Source organism: Paenibacillus graminis, assembly GCF_000758705.1.
In the GTDB taxonomy this organism is placed as follows: Bacteria; Bacillota; Bacilli; order Paenibacillales; family Paenibacillaceae; genus Paenibacillus_AQ; species Paenibacillus_AQ graminis.
Map to the genome: position 1 here is coordinate 1,773,339 of NZ_CP009287.1, position 20,193 is coordinate 1,793,531.

Annotated in this window: 14 protein-coding genes; 9 read left to right on the plus strand and 5 right to left on the minus strand. The window is 46.6% G+C overall.

Translation table 11 applies throughout. The annotated features are described in order from the left end of the window. Positions 1-47: 47 nt before the first annotated feature. The 6 genes from PGRAT_RS07620 to PGRAT_RS07645 all read left to right on the plus strand — a co-directional run bounded on the left by PGRAT_RS07620 (position 48) and on the right by PGRAT_RS07645 (position 7,807). Positions 48-1,010 carry an ABC transporter permease gene (locus tag PGRAT_RS07620; protein WP_025703022.1) on the plus strand — a complete coding sequence of 321 codons (963 nt, stop codon included), beginning with the start codon at positions 48-50 and terminating at the stop codon, positions 1,008-1,010. Between the two features lie 12 nt (positions 1,011-1,022). Then, entirely contained in the window at positions 1,023-1,901 is an 879-nt protein-coding gene (locus PGRAT_RS07625) for a carbohydrate ABC transporter permease (RefSeq protein ID WP_036702695.1), read from the plus strand. Positions 1,902-1,983: 82 nt separating this feature from the next. Further along, positions 1,984-3,543, plus strand: a complete 1,560-nt coding sequence (locus PGRAT_RS07630) for an ABC transporter substrate-binding protein (protein ID WP_042266323.1) — start codon at positions 1,984-1,986, stop codon at positions 3,541-3,543. Between the two features lie 61 nt (positions 3,544-3,604). Next, positions 3,605-5,323, plus strand: coding sequence for a glycoside hydrolase family 66 protein (locus tag PGRAT_RS07635; protein WP_051424780.1), 1,719 nt, complete (start codon positions 3,605-3,607; stop codon positions 5,321-5,323). Between the two features lie 18 nt (positions 5,324-5,341). Beyond that, positions 5,342-6,973: a glycoside hydrolase family 13 protein gene (locus PGRAT_RS07640; protein WP_025707626.1), complete on the plus strand. Its 1,632-nt coding sequence runs from the start codon at positions 5,342-5,344 to the stop codon at positions 6,971-6,973. A gap of 189 nt (positions 6,974-7,162) precedes the next feature. Further along, positions 7,163-7,807 (plus strand): YczE/YyaS/YitT family protein, encoded by a 645-nt coding sequence (locus PGRAT_RS07645; RefSeq protein ID WP_025707627.1) that lies wholly within the window; start codon positions 7,163-7,165, stop codon positions 7,805-7,807. 42 nt (positions 7,808-7,849) lie between these two features. Here PGRAT_RS07645 and PGRAT_RS07650 read toward each other — a convergent pair whose 3' ends face one another. From PGRAT_RS07650 to PGRAT_RS07665, 4 genes are read right to left on the minus strand one after another with little or no spacing between them, the layout of a single operon-like run. Next, complete coding sequence (locus PGRAT_RS07650; RefSeq protein WP_025707628.1) at positions 7,850-8,947, minus strand: sensor histidine kinase; 1,098 nt, start codon at positions 8,945-8,947, stop codon at positions 7,850-7,852. After that, on the minus strand, positions 8,940-9,620 hold the full coding sequence (locus tag PGRAT_RS07655) for a response regulator transcription factor (protein ID WP_025707629.1): 681 nt from the start codon (positions 9,618-9,620) through the stop codon (positions 8,940-8,942). The genes PGRAT_RS07650 and PGRAT_RS07655 overlap by 8 nt, the downstream gene beginning before the upstream one ends. 19 nt (positions 9,621-9,639) lie before the next feature. Next, a complete protein-coding gene (locus tag PGRAT_RS07660; protein WP_025707630.1) occupies positions 9,640-9,972 on the minus strand; it encodes a hypothetical protein in 333 nt (110 codons plus the stop codon). Between the two features lie 29 nt (positions 9,973-10,001). After that, complete coding sequence (locus PGRAT_RS07665) at positions 10,002-10,505, minus strand: DedA family protein (protein ID WP_025707631.1); 504 nt, start codon at positions 10,503-10,505, stop codon at positions 10,002-10,004. Between the two features lie 240 nt (positions 10,506-10,745). Here PGRAT_RS07665 and PGRAT_RS07670 point away from each other — a divergent pair, with 240 nt between their 5' ends. Further along, complete coding sequence (locus PGRAT_RS07670; RefSeq protein ID WP_025707632.1) at positions 10,746-12,269, plus strand: alpha/beta hydrolase family protein; 1,524 nt, start codon at positions 10,746-10,748, stop codon at positions 12,267-12,269. 65 nt (positions 12,270-12,334) lie between these two features. On the opposite strand, the gene PGRAT_RS07675 is transcribed toward PGRAT_RS07670, so the two are convergent. Further along, positions 12,335-13,615, minus strand: coding sequence for a glycoside hydrolase family 27 protein (locus PGRAT_RS07675; protein WP_025707633.1), 1,281 nt, complete (start codon positions 13,613-13,615; stop codon positions 12,335-12,337). Between the two features lie 196 nt (positions 13,616-13,811). Between PGRAT_RS07675 and PGRAT_RS07680 the strand changes: the two genes are divergently transcribed. Next, complete coding sequence (locus tag PGRAT_RS07680) at positions 13,812-14,882, plus strand: SGNH/GDSL hydrolase family protein (protein WP_025707634.1); 1,071 nt, start codon at positions 13,812-13,814, stop codon at positions 14,880-14,882. 800 nt (positions 14,883-15,682) lie between these two features. Further along, positions 15,683-20,173, plus strand: a complete 4,491-nt coding sequence (locus PGRAT_RS07685) for an amino acid adenylation domain-containing protein (RefSeq protein ID WP_238326878.1) — start codon at positions 15,683-15,685, stop codon at positions 20,171-20,173. Positions 20,174-20,193: the final 20 nt, after the last annotated feature.

Below are 20,193 nucleotides of genomic sequence, written 5' to 3' on the forward strand. Positions count from 1 at the left end.
GCAACTCCTTATACTGAAGTCATAACCCAATAAGAAGGTGTGGAACTATGGCTTCGGAAAAAGTATTCATAACCCAACCCGGCATCTCACAGCCCAATACAAAATGGAGGCACTTCTGGAAGTACAGGGCATTAATTATTCTGGCGATGCCGGGAATACTGCTGATGTTAATCAATAACTATCTGCCGATGTTTGGTATTTTTTTGGCCTTCAAGGACCTGAATTATACAGACGGAATATGGAAAAGCAAGTGGATTGGACTGGACAACTTTAAGTTTTTGTTTGCTTCGAACGACGCTTGGCTGATCATTAAGAATACATTGCTGTACAACATTAGCTTTTTGCTGATCAATACGATATTGGCTGTAATGCTGGCTCTTCTCCTTAACGAGGTTAAAAATAAATTTGCCTCCAAATTCTTTCAGAGCACTGTGATCTTGCCCAATTTTATTTCCATGGTCATTGTCGGCTACATCGTTTATGGATTTTTGAATCCGGAACTGGGGTTCATCAATAAATTTATTTTGGAGCCCTTCGGTATTGATCCTAAAAATTGGTACGCGGAAGCGCAGCATTGGCCATATATTTTGACCATTGTCAACACATGGAAGAATGTCGGTTACGCGGCCGTGGTCTATCTGGCAGCCATTGTTGGGATAGACTCTGAATATTATGAAGCTGCTGTCATTGATGGAGCCAGCCGCTGGAAGCAAATGACGAAAATTACGATTCCTCTAATTGCCCCGATCATTATTATCATGACATTGCTGGCGATTGGCCGGATTTTTAACGCCGATTTCGGTCTGTTTTATCAGGCGACAATGGCATCCGGTATGATCAAAGAGACCACAGAAGTTATTGATACCTATGTGTACAGTGCACTAATGGTCACCGGCGATACGGGACTCGCCTCCTCGGCAGGGCTGTTGCAATCCGTTGTTGGCTTTACACTCGTCGTGACTGTCAACCTGATTGTTCGTAAATTCAGCAGAGAAAATGCTCTATTTTAAAAGGAGATTAATATGAACCAAAAGAGAACCAACCCCATCATCGTCGTTGTTTTGACCTTGTTCAGCTTGGCGTGCCTGATCCCGTTCTGGCTCGTGTTCATGATATCGGTGGCCGACGAAAATTGGGTAACCGCCCACGGGTACAGCTTTTGGCCCGGCAAATTCAGCCTTGTCGCTTACCAGTATTTAATTGAAGATGCCGAAAAAATATTGCGGGCTTACGGCGTATCTGCTTTGGTTACAGTGATTGGTGTGGTCGTCAGTTTGTTCGTGACTTCCGCAATGGCCTACGCCTTGTCACGGAAAGAGTTTCCGCTCAGAGGGGCTCTTAGCTTCTACATCTTGATCACCATGCTGTTTTCGGGAGGTTTGCTGCCCTGGTATCTTGTATACACCCGCTTTTTACATGTTCAGGATACTTTGCTGGCGTTAATCATTCCGGGTCTGATCGGCGGCTTCAATGTCATTATCATGCGGACTTTCTTTACGAACAGCATCCCGCCTTCCCTGATTGATTCTTCTCAGATCGATGGTGCAGGTGAATTCCGGACATACTTCAGCATTATTTTGCCGCTGTCACTTCCTGTCATGGCCACAATTGGGCTCTTCACCACCGTATCCTACTGGAATGACTGGTTTACAAGCCTGGTCTTCATCCAGAATGAGAAGCTATTCTCTCTGCAGTATTTGTTGACCAAAACCTTGATGAACGCTTCGTTCCTGCAGACGATAGCCAATAAGGCTTATAGTTCGACCGCACAGGTTACGACGCCGCTGGAATCTATCCGAATGGCGATGGCAATGATTGCAATCGGTCCGCTGGTGCTGGTGTTCCCTTTCCTGCAGAAGTATTTTGTAAGGGGTCTTACCGTAGGCGCTGTGAAAGGCTGATCCCGGCATAATGCCGGATTAGTATACGCAAGCAAATGTTCTAAAGGCAAAAATAGAAGGATTCCAGGGAGGGCTATTATTTATGAAGTGGTTAAAAAAGAGTTCTGCTGTGCTGGCATCGTTGATGTTGGCTTCAGTCGTAGCGGCCGGTTGCGGCGGAAATAACGCATCGGATTCGCCGGCGGGTTCAGCTCAGCCAGATGGAGCAGCCAGTTCGGAGTTGAAGCCTTACGAAGTCATGATGGTCTTCCCCGATGCGCCCCAAAAAGACAATCAACTGGTTCAGGATGCGATGAATGATTATCTGAAGAAGACATATCCGGAATTAAACATGACTGTCAAGCTGAATCCCATTGACTGGGGCGCTTGGAGCGATAAAACGAACCTAATGATGGCGTCCGGCGACAAAATGGATTTGCTGTTCGCGGCGGATTGGCTTGGATTCCAGCAGCAGGTTACAAAAGGGGGGCTGCTGCCGCTTGATGATTTGCTCGCCAAATACGGGCCCGATATCGAAGCTGTGGAAAAGGATTACCACGAACCGGCTAAACGCGGCGGCAAGCTTTACGGTATCCATACCCATCAGGAGCTGGGCGGTGCACAAGGGGTTTATTTGAATAAGGAGCTAGTGGACAAATATAACTTTGACCTGACTGCACTGAAGTCCGGAAAGGTCGAGGATTTGGAGCCCATGCTGAAAACGATCAAAGAAAACGAACCGGGTATTACGCCTTTAGTGGCACCTAGTTTTCCACTCGAAGCTTACTATTCGTCCACAAATCTGGACTCCATTACAAGCATCGCTGCTATTAACACTGTAGGAACAGCTCCAGATGATTATACTGTTATCAATTCCTTCACTACTCCCCGGTATATGGAGCTTGCCAAGTTGACTAACAAGTGGTACAAGGCAGGATATATAAACAAGGATGCACTGACACCCGGTTTGGATGCCTGGAAAAAATTGCAGGCCGGCAAAGGATTTGCATTTGTCAGCGATATGGATATTCTGGCTGATATGGAGATCGGAAAAGCTGACATCTCGCCGAATGGTTCGATTAAAGCGGGCCGTGAGATGCTGCAGATTCCTCTAAATATTGACCGTTTGCAAACCGGAAAAATGACAGCTACTATGTATGCGATTTCGAAAAGCTCTGAAGATCCTGAACGTGCCATGATGCTGCTTAACCTCTTCTATAAAGACAAGGATTTGCTGACCCTCTTTAACTTCGGAATCGAAGGGAAACATTATGTGCTTAAGGATGGCCAAATTGCACTGCCGGAAGGTCAAACTACGGATAGCGTCGGCTATTATCATGATATTATGTGGCAATTGGGCAATCAGATGCTTAACTACACCCGTGTAGGGGAAGATCCGGATAAATACAAGAACTATGAGAAATTCAACGAAAAAATTTCCTCCAACCGTTCCCGTATTTTTGGATTTGTCTTCGATCCGGAGCCTGTAAAGAATGAGCTGATCTCGATCGACAATGCCAACAAAACATTTGTGGACGGACTAAAGTCCGGTCAATTGGACCCGGAAGAGGTTGTTCCTAAGATGTTGGAGAAACAAAAAGCAGCAGGAGCTGACAAAGTAATCGCTGAAGCGCAAAAACAGCTTGATGCTTGGCTTAAATAAAACAGCAAATCCCCCTTTTAATTGTCAAGGATCATACATCGAAGTGGAGTGGAGTATTCATATGGAAAATTCAATGCTGACCTATATAGATATGTATCCCGATCAAGCCCAGTACACATCCGGCCAATCAGGCAATATTGTAATCGAACTGGAGACCCGGGAGGATAAGATTCTGGAACTGGTTGTCGGGTTTTACAAGTTAGAACAGCAAGTTGCCGAAGAAACATTAAGAATCAGCACGAAAAATGGATTGAGACAAATTGTGCACATTCCCCTGTTTGCTGAAGATACACAGTGGGCCGGTTATGGGGTCAAGGCTACACTGTTTTGCGATAAAATTGCAGTGTCCACAGCCTATACTTCGTATGATATTGCCGATCACTGGAGCCGGGCGCCACGGTATGGCTTTTTAAGCGATTTTCGGACAGAAGAATCCGGAGATTTCCGTGACGTCGAAAGTATGAACAAATTCCACTTGAATGTCATACAGTTCTACGATTGGATGTATCGCCATGATGATCTTGTTCCGAAACAGGACGAATTTATCGATCCCATGGGCCGGACGATGTCCTATAAAGTTGTGCGTGAAAAAGTATCAGCCGTGCACGATAAAGGGATGGCAGCCATGGCCTATGGGGCTGTATACGCGAGTCTAAAAGATTTTTTGCAGACACGGCCGGAATGGGGACTTTATAACCGCCGGGGAGAGCCGTTTCAACTAATAGACTTATTCTATATTATGGACATTACACCGGATTCGCCTTGGACCGATCATATTGTTGAACAGTTCCGTCAGGCTGTAATCGCCGGATTCGACGGGATTCATATGGATCAATACGGTTTTCCCAAGAAAGCAATACGTAGGGTCGGAGGAAGAGAAGAAATGTTGGATCTGGCGGAATGCTACCCGGCGCTTATTGACCGAGCCAGCTCAGCAGTGAAGGAAATTAAAGCCGGAGCCGGGGTCATATTCAATAATGTAGGCAATTATCCTATAAGCAAGACTGCCTCGTCGGATCAGGAGGCACTTTATATTGAAGTGTGGCCGCCTGTAGTCCGGTTGCGTGAGCTTAAAGGACTGATCGATAATGCAAGATCATTGGACCCGGACAAGCCGATCATCCTTTCCGCCTATCTGCCCTCCTTCTACCCGAAGGCCGGTAATGACAAGGAATGGGCCGAGAATGGCGCGCTGTTAACCATAGCATCTATATTTGCAAGCGGTGGATATCACCTCTTATTGGGTGAGAACAATGGGCTGCTGACAATGCCCTACTACCCCGATTATGCAGTGATGCGGACTGAATTTGCCGTTGAGGTCAGACGTTACTATGATTTCATAGTACGGTTCGGCACGCTTATACACAATGCACAGTTGGAAGATGTGTCTTATACCTATACAGCAGGGGTAAATACCGAAATCACCTTCGAAGGCAGTGTGCCTTTTGCGCCAAATGGAGATATTGATTCCGTGTGGACCATCATCAAGCGGATGCCAGGTTACCAGATATTGCAGCTCATTAACCTAGTCGGACTTGAGGATGATTATTGGGAGCACGGCAAGAAACAGCGGCCTGAACCTCAAACTGGAGTGGTTTGCAATTTGCTGATTGAACAGCCGATTGAGTGCATCTACACAGCCAGCCCGGATGACGGTAACCAAGAAGTATGTTTCTTGGATTACGAGGTTGTTCCTCACGGACAAGGACTGGCAGCCAGATTTACTTTGCCCTCTCTGAGAGTGTGGACCATGGTTGTAGTGAAATTTAGTGAAGTATAACCTATAGGAGTGAATGATATGAACAATACAAAATGGTGGCAGACAGCTGTTATTTACCAGATTTATCCCAGGAGTTTTCAAGACAGCGACGGGGATGGGATCGGCGATCTCCGGGGGATTATCAACAGACTAGACTATCTCGAGCAGCTGGGCATCACCGCAATATGGCTTAGTCCTGTATACAAGTCTCCCAATGACGATAACGGATATGATATCAGCAATTACCAGGAGATTATGAGCGAATTCGGCACGATGGAGGACATGGATGAATTAATTGAAAGAGCCAAGCTTCGCAACATTCGGATTATTATGGATCTGGTCGTCAATCACACCTCGGATGAGCATCCATGGTTCATTGAAGCCCGCAAGGGAAAAGACAATCCGTATCGGAACTATTATATCTGGCGCGATCCGGTAAACGGCGGAGTTCCCAATTCCTTGCGTTCAACATTCAGCGGGTCGGCTTGGGAGTTCGACGAAGCAAGCGGCCAGTATTATCTGCACTTGTTCAGCCGCAGACAGCCGGACCTGAACTGGGAGAACAGTAAAGTCCGGCAAGAGGTATGGGACATGATGAATTTCTGGCTGGACAAAGGCGTCGGCGGATTCCGTATGGATGTGATTGATCTGGTCGGCAAAATACCGGATCAGGAGATTACAGGAAATGGTCCGAAGCTTCATGAATATCTGCAGGATATGAACCGTGAGACGTTCGGAAAGCATGATGTTCTGACAGTGGGAGAGACATGGGGCGCGACTCCGGAAGTGGCCAAGCTCTATTCCGATCCGGACCGGAACGAGCTTTCGATGGTATTCCAGTTTGAACATATTGGTCTGGACCAACAGGACGGGGGAGAAAAGTGGGATTTGAAGCCCCTGGACGTAAGTGAATTAAAGCAGGTATTGGCAAAATGGCAAACCGAACTGGGGAACGCGGGCTGGAACAGTCTGTTCTGGAACAATCATGATTTGCCGAGAATCGTATCCCGTTGGGGCGATGACAAGCAATACCGTGTACAAAGCTCCAAAATGTTCGCCATTCTTCTGCATTTGATGAAGGGCACGCCTTACATCTATCAAGGCGAAGAAATCGGAATGACCAATTATCCGATTCAAGAGATCAGCGAAGCGCAGGATATTGAGACCATCAATATGTATCAGGAACGGATTGCAGAGGGGTATGCCAAGGAAGATATTATCCATTCCATTAATGTAAAGGGAAGAGATAATGCCCGAACCCCGGTACAATGGGATCATTCCCCTAACGGAGGATTTACAACCGGAGAGCCATGGCTGCATGTAAATCCAAATTATAAGGAAATAAATATGGAAGCAAATCTGAAAGATCCAGATTCGGTTTTTCACTGCTACCGTAAGCTGATTGAGCTGCGGAAGAACAACCCAATCGTTGTATGGGGCGATTTTGAACTGCTGACCCGCGTACCGGATCAAGTGTTCATGTATTTCCGCCGGTATGAAGGGGAGACCTGGCTGGTAACGGCCAATTTTAGCAGGGAAGCCACCACACTTGAATTACCGGAAACGGGTCAGGCCGGGGAATTCATCATTGGCAACTATACCAGAGATGACGTGGACTTTAAGCAATTACAATTACAGCCTTACGAAGCGTTTGCCGTCAAACTCGCGTAGGCTAACCTTTGCACCTCTTTGTAATATTGGAAGGTATGACTCCAACGTATAGGCTGACGTCCGGAATTCCGGACGTTAGTTTTTTGTGCTTCATTCTAACAAGGCACCGTCCAGCCAATGAAATTGTGATATAATGACGTCGTTGTTTGTGAACAGCAGAACTACTACTATGATAATAGGATGGACCATATGAAGGGGTATATGAATAGAGTAGACACCAAACGATTGATCATTATGGTTTTCGGCAATGTATTCTTGGGCATGGGAATCAGTATTTTTAAGCTGTCCGGCATGGGGAATGATCCCTTTAGCGGCATGGTGATGGCACTTGCAGAGTCCAGCGGTATCGCATATGCAAATTTTCTAATCTTACTGAACCTTGTCTTGTTTGGAATAGAATTTATCACAGGACGAAAGTATATCGGAGCCGGAACTTTTGTAAATGCAATTTTGCTGGGCTACATAGCTACTTTCTTTCATAGTACCTGGCTAAATTTGTGGGGCGAACCTCAGCTGTTTTGGCAGCGGGTGGTCATCGTGGCGATTGGTGTGGTGGTATGCAGTTTTGGGGTATCCATGTATCAGACCTCGGATGTGGGAATAGCCCCCTATGACAGCCTGTCCCTGATTATGAGGGATAACTTTCCGAAAATCTCTTATTTTTGGCACCGGATGTTTACGGATGCTCTTTGTGCTTTGATCTGCTTCCTGGCAGGAGGCATCATAGGTTTGGGAACACTGGTGTCTGTATTCGGTCTGGGACCCATCATTCATTTTTTTGACGTGAATTTTACGAGGAAGCTTCTGGCAAAAAAAGGGTCTAAAGGCGAATAACGATTTAATGATTCCAATTTTATACCCTTGATATACGGGATTTTAGCAACCATCTCCAAAAGGCAAATTCAGTCGAAATATGAAGATATCTTGAGAATGATTAAGCGTCAGGGTTCCCCGGTGCAGCTCCGCAATATTCCTGGCAATGGAAAGTCCCAGACCTGTTCCTGCCTGAATGCCTTCACTGCTTCTTGAATGGTCAACCTTATAAAAGCGGTCAAATAGTCTTTTTTCTTGATCCGGTGTTAGCGGAATCCCTTTATTTTCGATCTCGATAGTTAGCTGATCACCATCCGTTCTCATCCGTATGCCGATCATTCCCGGCTTCAGAGAATACTTTAAGGCATTCATCAGAAGATTATCGATAGCTCTGGCTATTTTATCACTGTCAATCGGGATCACAACTGGAGCGTTACCAAGATCTTTTACGATAGTTATGCCGCTCTCTTGAGCAATAGGTTCGAATTCAAACAGCAATTGATCTAAAAGTTGGAATAAATCGATGTTTCTTATATTTAACCGGGAGTCAACAGTGGAGAGCTGGGTATGTTCAAACAAGTCATCCAGCAACTTTTTTAGATGAATCGCTTTATTATAGGTGTTTTGCACAAATCGCGAGTATTCTTCTTTATCTTGAAACGATTCCGTTCTTAAAAGCTCAATGTATCCGATAATGCTTGTAAGAGGTGTACGCAGGTCATGTGAAATCCCCGTGATCATCTCCATTTTGGATTTTTCGATTTCCCGTTCTTTTATAATCTGCTGTTGCAAACGTTCAGTCATTCGGTTGATATTAAATGCAACCCGCCCGAGTTCATCTTGCCGATGCACAGATACCCGATAGTTCAAATCACCCTCAGTGATTATTTGAAGCCCGCGCTCCAGGGTGATTAAGTCTTTAACGATTCGTCGTGTCAGAGCTAAGAAGGTAATGATAAATACAACCATAAAAAAGGGGGTGATAAAATAAGGGAATATATTCAATAACCAGTTCAATGCCATCCTATTCCCAGCCTTCATAACAAGGAAGATGATCGTGTTATTTACAGCATAAGCAACAATTAAACTTAACATCATTCTGATTAGAATGTTGAACTGTATCTTTTTTTTTCGGTTTAACTGTGACACAGGTTTAGTCAATTTTATATCCAACTCCCCACACTGTTTTAATGTACTGAGGCTCCCGAGGATTTTTTTCTAATTTCTCTCTCAAATTTCGGATATGGACCATTACGGTATTGTCGGAATAGCCGTAAGGCTCTTTCCAAACACTCTCATAAATTTGCTCCGTACTAAAAACCTGCCCCGGCCGGCTTGCCAGCAGTGTTAAAATTGCAAACTCCAGCGGAGTTAATGAAACTTCGGTTCCGTCCAGCTTCACGGAATGTTTCGTTTTATCTATAATCAGGTTCTTTATAATAAGAAGAGAAGTATATTCTTCCTTCCCCATTAAGGATTGACGCCGTAACTGGGCTTTTACACGGGCCAGCAATTCCAGCGGATTAAACGGTTTGATCATGTAGTCATCTGCCCCGGTAGTTAGACCCGTAATTTTATCAATATCTTCCTGCTTGGCTGACAGCATAATAATCGGAGTATCGGATATTTCCCTTATTTTGAGACAGGCTATGATACCATCCATCCGAGGCATCATGACATCCAGAATAATCAGTTGAACGGATGCAGTTTGTATGGCATTCAGCGCCTCCTGGCCATCTGCTGCTTCAAGCACATGGTAACCTTCATTCCGCAGATAGACATGAATGACATCCCGAATTTCAGAATCATCATCGGCAACAAGGATAGTAATCATTCACCACAGCTCCTCTTCCTTATTTATCTATAATAGTTCCCCTTTTACGGCAGACGTAGACGAATGCAGGGGGAATGTTAAAAGGCACGAAATCTATTTTTTCAATACTAAAATATTCGGATAATTGCCGCTTCATGTGAAGTGAATACGTTGTTTTATTTACCTTAGTACTGATTGCACTGGTGATTGCCCCTGTCCCCGATCCGAGCTCAGCGACTGCTTTAACCTCAGGCCAGGGGATCTGCTTAACCATGGAATCTGCTAGAAACCGGGAACTCGGTATAATACTGCCTACCCGTTTTGGATGATGAATAAAACTCTGTAAAAATAAAAGATTGTCATTGAAGTTCATTGGGTTTGCCTCCATTAATGCTAGTTTAATTAGACTTGGATATTGAATAACTTGGGTAGGATGTGATCTCCGAAGTATGTTCCTGCAGAAAAAAACATAAGGGTCCATCCTATCGCGCTGGAATATGAAATAATGGCAAAACGTCTATAATTTGTACCGCTCAGTCCGATTAATAGAGGGATGATATAGCGAACAACCGGGATAAACATCCCAATGTACATAGCCCTATTTCCCCGTTTGTTCAAGATCAGCTCTGCCTTTTGAAAATGTCTGTTCTGCCGGAATCTGTTCTTCAGCTTTTGCCCGAAGTATTTCCCTGCAAAATAAGATACCGTAAAGGCCGTTATAAGCCCTGACAAAGTGCAGAAGTAGGTTATCCAAGGATTGATAACGCCCATGTGGCTCAGAGCTGCTCCGGTAACGATTGTAATTTCATTCGGAATGGGAATTCCAAAAGGCCCTAGCGTAAAGGCAACATAAAAAATCAGATAACCATACTGGCTGATCAGCTCTAAGATCGTGTTGCTGGCCACTTTGATACCCCCTTCGTTCGTTATACAGGAATCGTAACGAAAACTTCTGAGGAACCAGTGAGGGTATTTCTAAAGGAATTCTGAAGATGAGGTTAGACGACGTTTTACGAGTCCTCCAATACCGCAAGAGCTAAATATAAAATTGTAAGGTAGATGTAAGGCAAATCGATAGCCTGGGCCAGCCTGGCAGGATAAGATTGGAACAAACGAAAATAGAAATTTTTTAAAAGGAGAATCGAGATGAGGCTGTTTGAACTGTTGCTTTTTTTGTCAAACATCGGCTTGTTTGCATTAACAGTCCTCTTAAAAAAAGGACGGCGCAGAATTCCAGTATTCGTTGCAGGCGGGATCGCCACACTTTTACTGGTCATTCATTGGATAGTGGAAGGATACAGAGTTCAGCTATTTTTCCCATATTGCATAACGGTCATTTTTTTAGCCATTTCAGTGTATAGCTATTTTAAAAAAACTGGCCCCCAAAAAATCCCACGATTCATGTTGGGTTCAGCTTATACCGCTATAGCGGTAATGCTGGTCGTAACAGCGGGTCTCTTGTATGCTTTTCCTGTATTTAAACTGCCTGAGCCGACAGGCCAATTTAAGGTAGGAACGCAAACGTTTCATTTCGTGGATACCAATAGGGAAGAGATTTACGACGAAGCCAAAGAGGGTAAGAGAGAATTGATGGTTCAGGTATGGTATCCGGCTCAAGCTGGCACCGGCAAATACGCCCCCTTAATTCCCGATACCCGGATCTTACGTTATTTGGCCGAGGACTATGGCCTTCCCGGGTTTACTTTTCAACACCTGAAGTACGTATCCAGTCAGGCTTATCCGGGGGCCGAAATCTCTTCGGCACAGACTTCATTCCCGCTGGTCCTTGCGAATCCCGGCAACGGCTCTTCCAGGTTCCTTCACACGTCCCAAGCCGAAAATCTCGCGAGCCACGGATATATCGTGGCAGTGATCGACCACACCTACAATACAGCTGCAACCGAGTTTCCAGACGGGCGAATCACGACCAGCACAACCAACGACTTATTCTCTCCCGGCCAAGATTACCAGACAGGAAGAAAAATTCGCGACAAGTTGGGAAAAGTTTTAACCGGTGATGTGACGTTTGTACTGGACCAATTCGAACTCATCCAATCGGGGGAGATTCCAAGTCATCTAAAAGGGAGGATGGATCTCGGTCATGTCGGGGTGTTCGGTCATTCCATCGGTGGGGCGACGGCCTATGACGCTTCTTACGACCCGCGAATCGCTGTTGGAATAGACCTTGATGGAGGGCTTTATCGGCTGCGTGACAGAGAGGGGCTGCGAAAGCCGTTTTTGTTCATCAACTCAGAAAGCTATTTCGAAAAATTAAAAATGGTGATGGATAACCGGATTTACACGGATGCTGAGCTTAAGCGTATGGGCTCCACAAGAGAGTGGGAGGATCAAGTAACGGAAGATAAAAAGTTGGAGCTTGAACGGATGCGCGAAACGGTCGACGAAGGGGGGCAAGCCCTCTATATCGAAAATACGGAGCATTTGAATTTTACCGACGTACAGTTCATTTCCCCGATTTTCAAAATGCTGGGCATTACAGGAAAGATTGCGCCCGAAAGAGCGAACTCCGTTATCAATGCCTATATGCTGGATTTCTTCGATAGGTATCTGAAAAATCAGGGCGGAGTCTTAATGAAAGGACCGGATAGCCGCTTTCCGGAGGTGAAGTTCGTAAACTTGCCATTTGCTCCCCTTCAAGTAGACAATTAGGATAATGAAAATGCAGGCAACAGAAGAGCCGGCCGTCCAGACGAATCTGGATAACCGGCTTTTCTTTACAAGAAGCTATAGAGGCGGACGCCATGTGGCGGGATGGTTGTCTGCAGGGAGCCTACGTTAAGCTCGGCCGGCGTTCCGCTCCATAGCTCGGTGCCGGCGGCTGTACCGCTCAGGCCGATCTCTTCAAGGTCCAGTTCCAGCGCTAGCGGGTTTTCGCCAACATTGAATAGGGCAGCATAACGGGTGCCATCGGTGTGATCGGCAGTCCAGACGATAAGCTCATCTGTGCAAAGCGCCTCCTTGGCTCCGCGGCTCTCGCGGTGCATGCGCAGAACCTCCCGGTTGGTAAGCAGCGACAGCGTCCAGTCGTCGTTGTCCCGCAGCTCGCCGCCGAAGATCAGCGGCGAGCGGAAGATGCTCCAGAGCGACATCATCGTCAGCTGCTCGTCACGCGTGAACCGGGTCCAGCGGTCCGCTCCCCCGCCATCCACAGAGCGGATGCCGATGTGGCCGAGCGGCAGCATATCGCAGTCCGGCCAGGACCCGGACTGCGGAACGCCCTGCCATTTCCGGCAGCGGCTGAACATATCAAGCAGCAGCGGCCACTGGTCCCAAAAGTCGTCCGTGACCCGCCACATGTTGGCATGTCCGGTGAAGAGCTCCGCATATTCCACCGGAGCGGGTCCGGGGGAGAGGCTCAGCACCATAGGCCGGCCGCAGCGCTCAATGGCTTTGGAGATCAGGACGATCTCCGGCTGATGGGTGTCGTACAGCCTGGAAGCCGCGATATCATCGACCTTCACCAGGTCGACTCCCCACCGTGCGTACAGTTCAAAGAGAGAATCGTAATACGCCTGCGCCCCTTCTTTAGAGGCGTCCACTCCGTACATATCTGTATTCCATGGACAGATAGAGTTCGTATGTGCAATCTCGCGTGCGGTTGCCGTCGTGCCCAGAATAGGAGCAGCAGCATGAGCAGCCTGCCGCGGAATGCCGCGCATGATATGAATGCCGAACTGCAGGCCGAGACTGTGTACATAATCGGCTAACGGCTTGAAGCCTTGGCCGCCTGCTGCGGAAGGGAAGCGGTTCTCGGCAGGCATCAGCCGGGAATATTCGTCCATTACGAGCGGAACGAACGGCCGGTATTGAGAGGAATTCGCCTGAGGCTCATACCACTGAATATCGACGGTAATGTAGCTCCAGCCGTAATCTTTGAGATGCTCTGCCATGTATTCCGCATTGCCGCGGATTTCATCTTCTGTTACGGCCGCGCCGTAGCAGTCCCAGCTGTTCCAGCCCAGCGGCGGAGTAGGTGCTGCAAGCTTATGATTCATTATAAATCTCCTTTACTGATGTATTATTGCTCTTGTTAATTCCATCATAATAAAGGAGATTAGCATTATCTACAGTAATCTTGCGAGTCCAATAGCACTATATTGCGGTTTCAGTATTGATCTTACAGCGGCTTATTGAAAACAGAATATACCTTTGTTACTGTTACTAATATACAAGCTAAGAAGGAAGGTTATTATGTCTTCAAAAACTCAAACGTTTAAAGCGACAAATAAACATGTGAAAATCATTGGCCGGACCCACTATTACAACGATGTACGGTGGCTGGCCCTCTCAGGCGGCGGCATAGAATTTTCATTCTATGGCACGAAAGCGGAGATCACCCTCCAGGGCGATTCAATGGCATCAACCGGCAATAATCTGGCCAGAATCGGCATCAGTGTAAACGGCAAAAGGATTATTGACGATCAGGTGGATCAGCCGCTCCGGTCATACACGGTTTTTGAAAGCGATACTGCGCAGAACGTCACGGTAAGGCTCATCAAACTCTCCGAGGCGGCGATGTCAACGGTGGGGATTCAGGATATTGCCGTCCATGCCGCCGATGGAATTAAGCCAACTCCGGATAACGTACATACCATCGAATTTATCGGCGATTCCATTACTTGCGGCTATGGGGTCGATGATGAGCATGAACTGCATTCTTTTTCCACAGCTACAGAAGATGTTACAAAAACCTATGCTTACCTAACGGCGCAGCAGCTTGAGGCTGACTACAGCATGGTTTCGTACAGCGGATACGGCATTATTACAGGCTATACGGAAAATGGCCACAAGCTTACCACGCATCTTCTTCCGGATTACTATGAGAAAGTGGGCAAGTCTGAGGGGAAGTTTGACGATCGCTTGCTGCCCCAAGACGTACCGTGGGATTTCAGCCAGTTTGTGCCTGATCTTATTGTCATCAACCTCGGAACGAACGATGATTCTTACACGAAAGAGGATACTGCCAAGCAGACGGAATATGCTGAAGAATATGTTGAGTTTCTGAAAATGGTCAGACGAAATAACCCCCATGCTCCAATAATGTGTACGCTGGGTATTATGGGGGACAGGCTGTATCCCTATATCGAACAAGCAGTGGAGCAATTTATCCGGGAAACAGGGGACAGCAAGATTACCGCAATGAAGTTTGACGAGCAGCTGCCAGCAGACGGTTACGCAGCCGACTTCCACCCGTCCCGAGCCACACACAGCAAAGCGGCAAAAAGGCTGACTTCTCAGATTAAAGAGCTTATGAAGTGGTGATAGAAGTAACTCAAAGCAATCCCAGAGCTTTCCGTAAGGCATATTCACTTGATTGGGCGCCTTCTTTTGAATAGTGTGCCTCTGCAAACATGGGTGACAAATGATGGTACCCGGGGTAGACCTCAAGCTCCACCAAGACTCCGTCAAAAATCAGCTGTTTTACAAATAGAAGGGTTTCATCTATAAATAGATCAATCGTGTCTTACATCTAATTGAGGCATCATTTTCGTCTGACTCTGACGTGATTCTATTCACGAAGATTGGGTTAGATCGGTTGTCGGGATCAAATCAACTGCGCTGCTTAATTTCCATAATTGCCTCATGCAAAGTATCGCCTTTCCAAACCGGGCTTTGCATGAGTGGGAAAAGTACCAGACAATCGTGTTAGATTCTCCAACTATAAGTACCTCCTTTCATTTTTAATGATAGCAATAAAAAAAGGGAAAAGCTTGAAATCGAATCTCCTTTAGAATAAAATAACCTTAAAAACTAAACACTGACGATTCTGTAAGATTTATCTTTCGGACTGACTGGAAATGGTGATCTGACACTGGAATATAACGTTAATTTAGACGGCGGCATCACAGCAACCCGAATGAATCTATTGAAGCTTAGGCACTTTAGAGAAATGAGGGGGACATATGGTGGCAAAGATCAAGGTAGTGTATACTTCACAAGTTACACGAAATGGCGAAGCTTTGCCATTTTTTTGTTGTGGTTAATTGTTATTAACAGGCATTCGATAGAAACCGGGTAATGGAATCATAAGGACTTGAACGGTTATGGAGGAATCATTGCATATGAAACCAAGTATCTTCTATCCTTTAACTCATCCACAACAAAGAATATGGTCCATCGAACAGATTTACCCGCAAACCCCGCTGCACAACATTGGAGGAACCATCCGAATCAAGGGGCCTGTTCAGTTTTCGGTATTAGAAAAGGCTATTGCTCTCTTCATCCAAAGTCATGATGCATTAAGGCTGAGAATGGCTGTCCAGAACGGGGAGCCAAGGCAATACATCAATAATCATAATAATGATTTTCCATTAGATTTCATAGATTTCTCCACACACAGTGAGCCGGAACGGGAGCTTGCAGACTGGGTGGAATCCATAGCACAAAAGCCATTCGTCCTCGAAAACGAACGGCTTTTTTATTTTGCCATGTTTAGAGTCTCTGAACACGAAAATGGCTATTTGGCCAAATTCCATCATATCGTGGCAGATGGCTGGTCCATGAATATCATGACCGATCAAATAAGCAGGACGTATACCCGGCTTTTGCAGGGAGAAAAAGTGCAGGTTCAGCCTGAACCTTCTTATCTGGAGTACAGGGACCAGGAGCAAACTTATCTTGCTTCAGAGCGGTTTCACAAAAACCGGTCCTTTTGGCTCGAGAAATACCGGGCACTTCCTGATTCTTTTCTGAATGCCAGCTCGGATAGATTAGCCGGAAACAGAAAAACGTACGAATGGGGTCCTGGGCTCTCTGCCCGGATCAAGGGTTTGGCTTCAGCGCATAACTGTTCCTTGAATACCTTCTTTGTTACGGCGTATTTGCTGTATGCCCACAAGATTACGGGGCAAGACGATTTGGTCGTCGGCACGCCAGTATTGAACAGATCCGGACGGCAGCAAAAAAGCACCTTTGGGATGTATACCAGTACAATGCCGTTTCGCTATGTGATTGACGGTTCCAGTTCGGTACTGGACACGATGATCCAGATCAACAGCGAGCTACAGGCCTGCTATTTCCATCAAAGATATCCTTATAACCGGTTAGTACAAGAGCTTGAGCTTAAGAAAAAAGGTTTGGATCAATTATTTAATGTCTGTGTCAATTACTACAATACCAAGCTGGGTACAGAAATCAACGGATACCCTGTTGAGAGTGTCGAGTTCTACAGCGGGCAGCAGATGTATTCCATGCAGCTCGTGCTTAAAGAATGGACGGGCTCCGGAAGCATTACTGCAAGCTTTGACTATAAGCAAAACGATTTCACGGATGAACAAATTGATGATATGTACGGTCATCTCACGAGGCTAATCACGGCAATGGTGTCCGGCCCGGAAGCGAAGATCAGAGAAATCAGCATCCTGTCCAAGGAAGAGTGGACAGAACGGGTGGATACTTTTAATGCGACGAAAGCCTCCTACCCGCATGACAAAACCGTCTGCCAGCTGTTCGAAGAACAGGTGGAAAAGACACCCGGCGCAATCGCTGTTAGCTACAGGAATGAGCACCTGACTTACAAGCAGCTCAATGAGAAGGCCAACCAGCTCGCAGGATTTCTTATCGAAAAGGGTGTCAGCAGAGAAACCATTGTCGGTTTGTTGACCGCACACTCGATGGAAACGGTAATTGGCGTCCTTGGTATCGGCAAGGCAGGCGGAACCTTCCTGCCCATCGATCCCGGTAATCCGGCTGAGCGGCTGGGTTATATCCTGCAAGACGCCGGCGCGGAATTTCTGCTTACTAATCTCTCTCCCGTGGATGAATGTGGCTTTGACGGCCAGATCATCAATATGGAAGGGATTAAATACGATGCATACGGGACCTCCAATGTGAAGCCGGTAAGCAAACCGGAGGATTTAGCCTACGTGATCTACACCTCCGGTTCCACGGGGAGACCCAAAGGCACCATGATTGAGCACCGGGGATTAGTGAATTATATTTGCTGGGCTAAGAAGGTCTATGTGAAGCAATCGGAGGAAGTGTTTCCGCTCTATTCCTCACTTGCGTTCGATCTGACGATCACGTCCCTCTTCACGCCATTAATCAGTGGTGGGACCCTCCTTGTGTACCGGGACGATGAAGATGAATATGTCCTGTACCGGATTCTGCAAGAGAATCAGGCCACCATCGTGAAGCTTACGCCATCCCACCTATCCTTGTTGCTGGACCGGGGCAGCCTGAATTCCTCCGTCAAACGTTTTATTGTTGGAGGAGAAAATCTAAAAGTCAGTCTTGCCAAAAAGATATATGACAGTTTTGGTGGAAATATCGAGATCATCAATGAATACGGGCCAACTGAAACAGTGGTCGGATGTATGATCCATAATTATGTCCCGGATACAGACACAAGAGCAGCCGTGCCTATTGGAAGACCTGCCGATAATGTGCAAATTTATCTTTTGGATAACACGCTGGCTCCGGTCCCTGTTCATGCTGTAGGTGAAATCTATATTGCTGGCGACGGGGTGGCAAGAGGATACTTGAACAACCCTGGGCTGACTGCGGAGAAATTTATAGACTGCCCGTTTGCTCCGGGGAAGAGGATGTATAAGACCGGGGATCAAGGGAGGTTCCTGCGGGATGGAACACTGGAGTATATCGGCAGGCTGGATAAGCAAATTAAGATCAGGGGATATCGCGTTGAGCTGGAGGAGATCGAGAAGCACCTGCTCCATCATACCGGAATAGCAGAAGCGGTCGTTCTGAACCGTCAAGACAAAGGGCAGAATGCAACTCTTTGCGCCTATATCGTTTCCAAACGGAAAATTGCAGCCCAGGAGTTAAAAGAGTTCCTGATGGAGCAGTTGCCTGACTACCTCATTCCGTTACATTTTATCGAAGTACAGGAAATTCCCCTAACCGTAAACGGTAAGGTAGATACAGTATTATTGGAGGAAATTGCACTTCCGGGAAGAGAAGAGAATGCGTATGTCCAACCTAGAAATGAACAAGAAGAGCAGCTTATTCAAGTGGTTGGGGAGGTTTTACGGGTCGGCGATGTAGGGATGAAGCACAACTTTTACCATCTGGGCGGAGACTCCATTCAAGCCATTCAGATCGCTTCGAAACTGAGCCAAAGAGGCTTCAAGCTTAAAGTGAAGGACATGCTGTCATTTCCCATCCTGGAGGAGATGGCTACATTTATTGAAGCGGCGCAGTCAAAGGGGATTGAGCAGGGAGCAGCTGAGGGGAGCATATCGCTTACTCCCATCCTGTCCTATTTTTTTGCGCAGCATTTTGCAAAGGAGGATCACTATCATCAAAGCGTGATGGCAGTGGTTAAGAGGGAGATTGGGCTGAATACGCTGGAAAAAGCGTTAAGTGCACTAATCCGGCATCATGATTCCCTGCGGATCAATTGCAAGGGTGACAGCGGTGAGTTGTTCTATAATCAAGAGCATTATCATACCCGCCCATCTATTGAAGAATATGATTACTCAGACTTATCCCTGCCCGAACAAGAGGCTAAGCTGGGGGAAGAGGGGTATAGGCTGGCTGCTAGCTTCGATCTGCAGCAAGGCCTTTTGGTGAGAGCGGCTGTATTTGATCTCGGCCCTGTCCGGAAAATGCTGCTGATCGCCCATCATCTTGTGGTAGACGGTGTATCCTGGAGAATTATCCTGGAAGATATGAATACATTGGTGCGGCAGATCCATCGCGGCCAAGAAGCGGCACTCCCTTTGAAGACAAGCTCCTATCAGAAATGGGCCAAGGCATTGGAAACCAGCCGGCAGACGCTAGGGTTGCAGGAAGAAGTGTACTGGAATTCGATACTGCAGAAGCCTTTCACGTTGTCAGCGGACCATGACCAAGGAGCGGACATCCTCGCAAGCTGCCATACATTAATATCTGATCTTGGGCGGCCTGAGACTGCGGCGCTTCTGTCTGAAGCCAATGTTCCTTACAATACAGAACCACTTGATTTGCTGCTGACGTCTTTACTGGTGGCAATCAAAGAATGGACGGGCAGCAGAGATATGGTCATTGAAATGGAGGGGCATGGACGGGAGGATATCGATGAACTTGTTGATGTCACAAGGACCGTAGGATGGTTTACAAGCTTGTATCCATTCGGCATCACCTTGAACGAGGAAACCCTGTCCGGGCAGATTAAACAGGTTAAAGAGGAACGAAGAAGAGTGCCCGGTAACGGAATGGGGTTTGGATTATTGCGCCAGCTTGGCCGTATTGCAGATAACCGTCTGCGCAAGTTTATCCGTTTGAATTACCTTGGGGAATTTATTCAAGGTCACAGCGGCGAATATCTGACCCTATCGGGAGAACAATTTCAGTACAATGTAAGCGGAGACAACCATCTTACAAGTTTGCTGGACATCAACTGCTTGGTGATCGATGGCCATTTACAGCTAAATCTGACATACAGCCGGAATAAATTCCTGGACACGACCATGGAGCGGCTGCAAACGTTTTGGATCAGAAATCTGAAGCTGGTGATTGAACATTGCAGCAATACTGAAAGAAAAGAATATACTCCCTCCGACTTTGATACGGTTGATATTTCCCAGGAGGAGTTAGACAGCCTGTTCAGCTGATGGCGAAAATTCAGGATGCG

Coding starts and splice junctions, on each gene's coding strand:
- PGRAT_RS07620 (WP_025703022.1), top strand. CDS start 48: ATGGCTTCGGAAAAAGTATTCATAACCCAACCCGGCATCTCACAGCCC.
- PGRAT_RS07625 (WP_036702695.1), top strand. CDS start 1,023: ATGAACCAAAAGAGAACCAACCCCATCATCGTCGTTGTTTTGACCTTG.
- PGRAT_RS07630 (WP_042266323.1), top strand. CDS start 1,984: ATGAAGTGGTTAAAAAAGAGTTCTGCTGTGCTGGCATCGTTGATGTTG.
- PGRAT_RS07635 (WP_051424780.1), top strand. CDS start 3,605: ATGGAAAATTCAATGCTGACCTATATAGATATGTATCCCGATCAAGCC.
- PGRAT_RS07640 (WP_025707626.1), top strand. CDS start 5,342: ATGAACAATACAAAATGGTGGCAGACAGCTGTTATTTACCAGATTTAT.
- PGRAT_RS07645 (WP_025707627.1), top strand. CDS start 7,163: ATGAAGGGGTATATGAATAGAGTAGACACCAAACGATTGATCATTATG.
- PGRAT_RS07655 (WP_025707629.1), bottom strand. CDS start 9,620: ATGATTACTATCCTTGTTGCCGATGATGATTCTGAAATTCGGGATGTC.
- PGRAT_RS07660 (WP_025707630.1), bottom strand. CDS start 9,972: ATGAACTTCAATGACAATCTTTTATTTTTACAGAGTTTTATTCATCAT.
- PGRAT_RS07670 (WP_025707632.1), top strand. CDS start 10,746: ATGAGGCTGTTTGAACTGTTGCTTTTTTTGTCAAACATCGGCTTGTTT.
- PGRAT_RS07675 (WP_025707633.1), bottom strand. CDS start 13,615: ATGAATCATAAGCTTGCAGCACCTACTCCGCCGCTGGGCTGGAACAGC.
- PGRAT_RS07680 (WP_025707634.1), top strand. CDS start 13,812: ATGTCTTCAAAAACTCAAACGTTTAAAGCGACAAATAAACATGTGAAA.
- PGRAT_RS07685 (WP_238326878.1), top strand. CDS start 15,683: ATGAAACCAAGTATCTTCTATCCTTTAACTCATCCACAACAAAGAATA.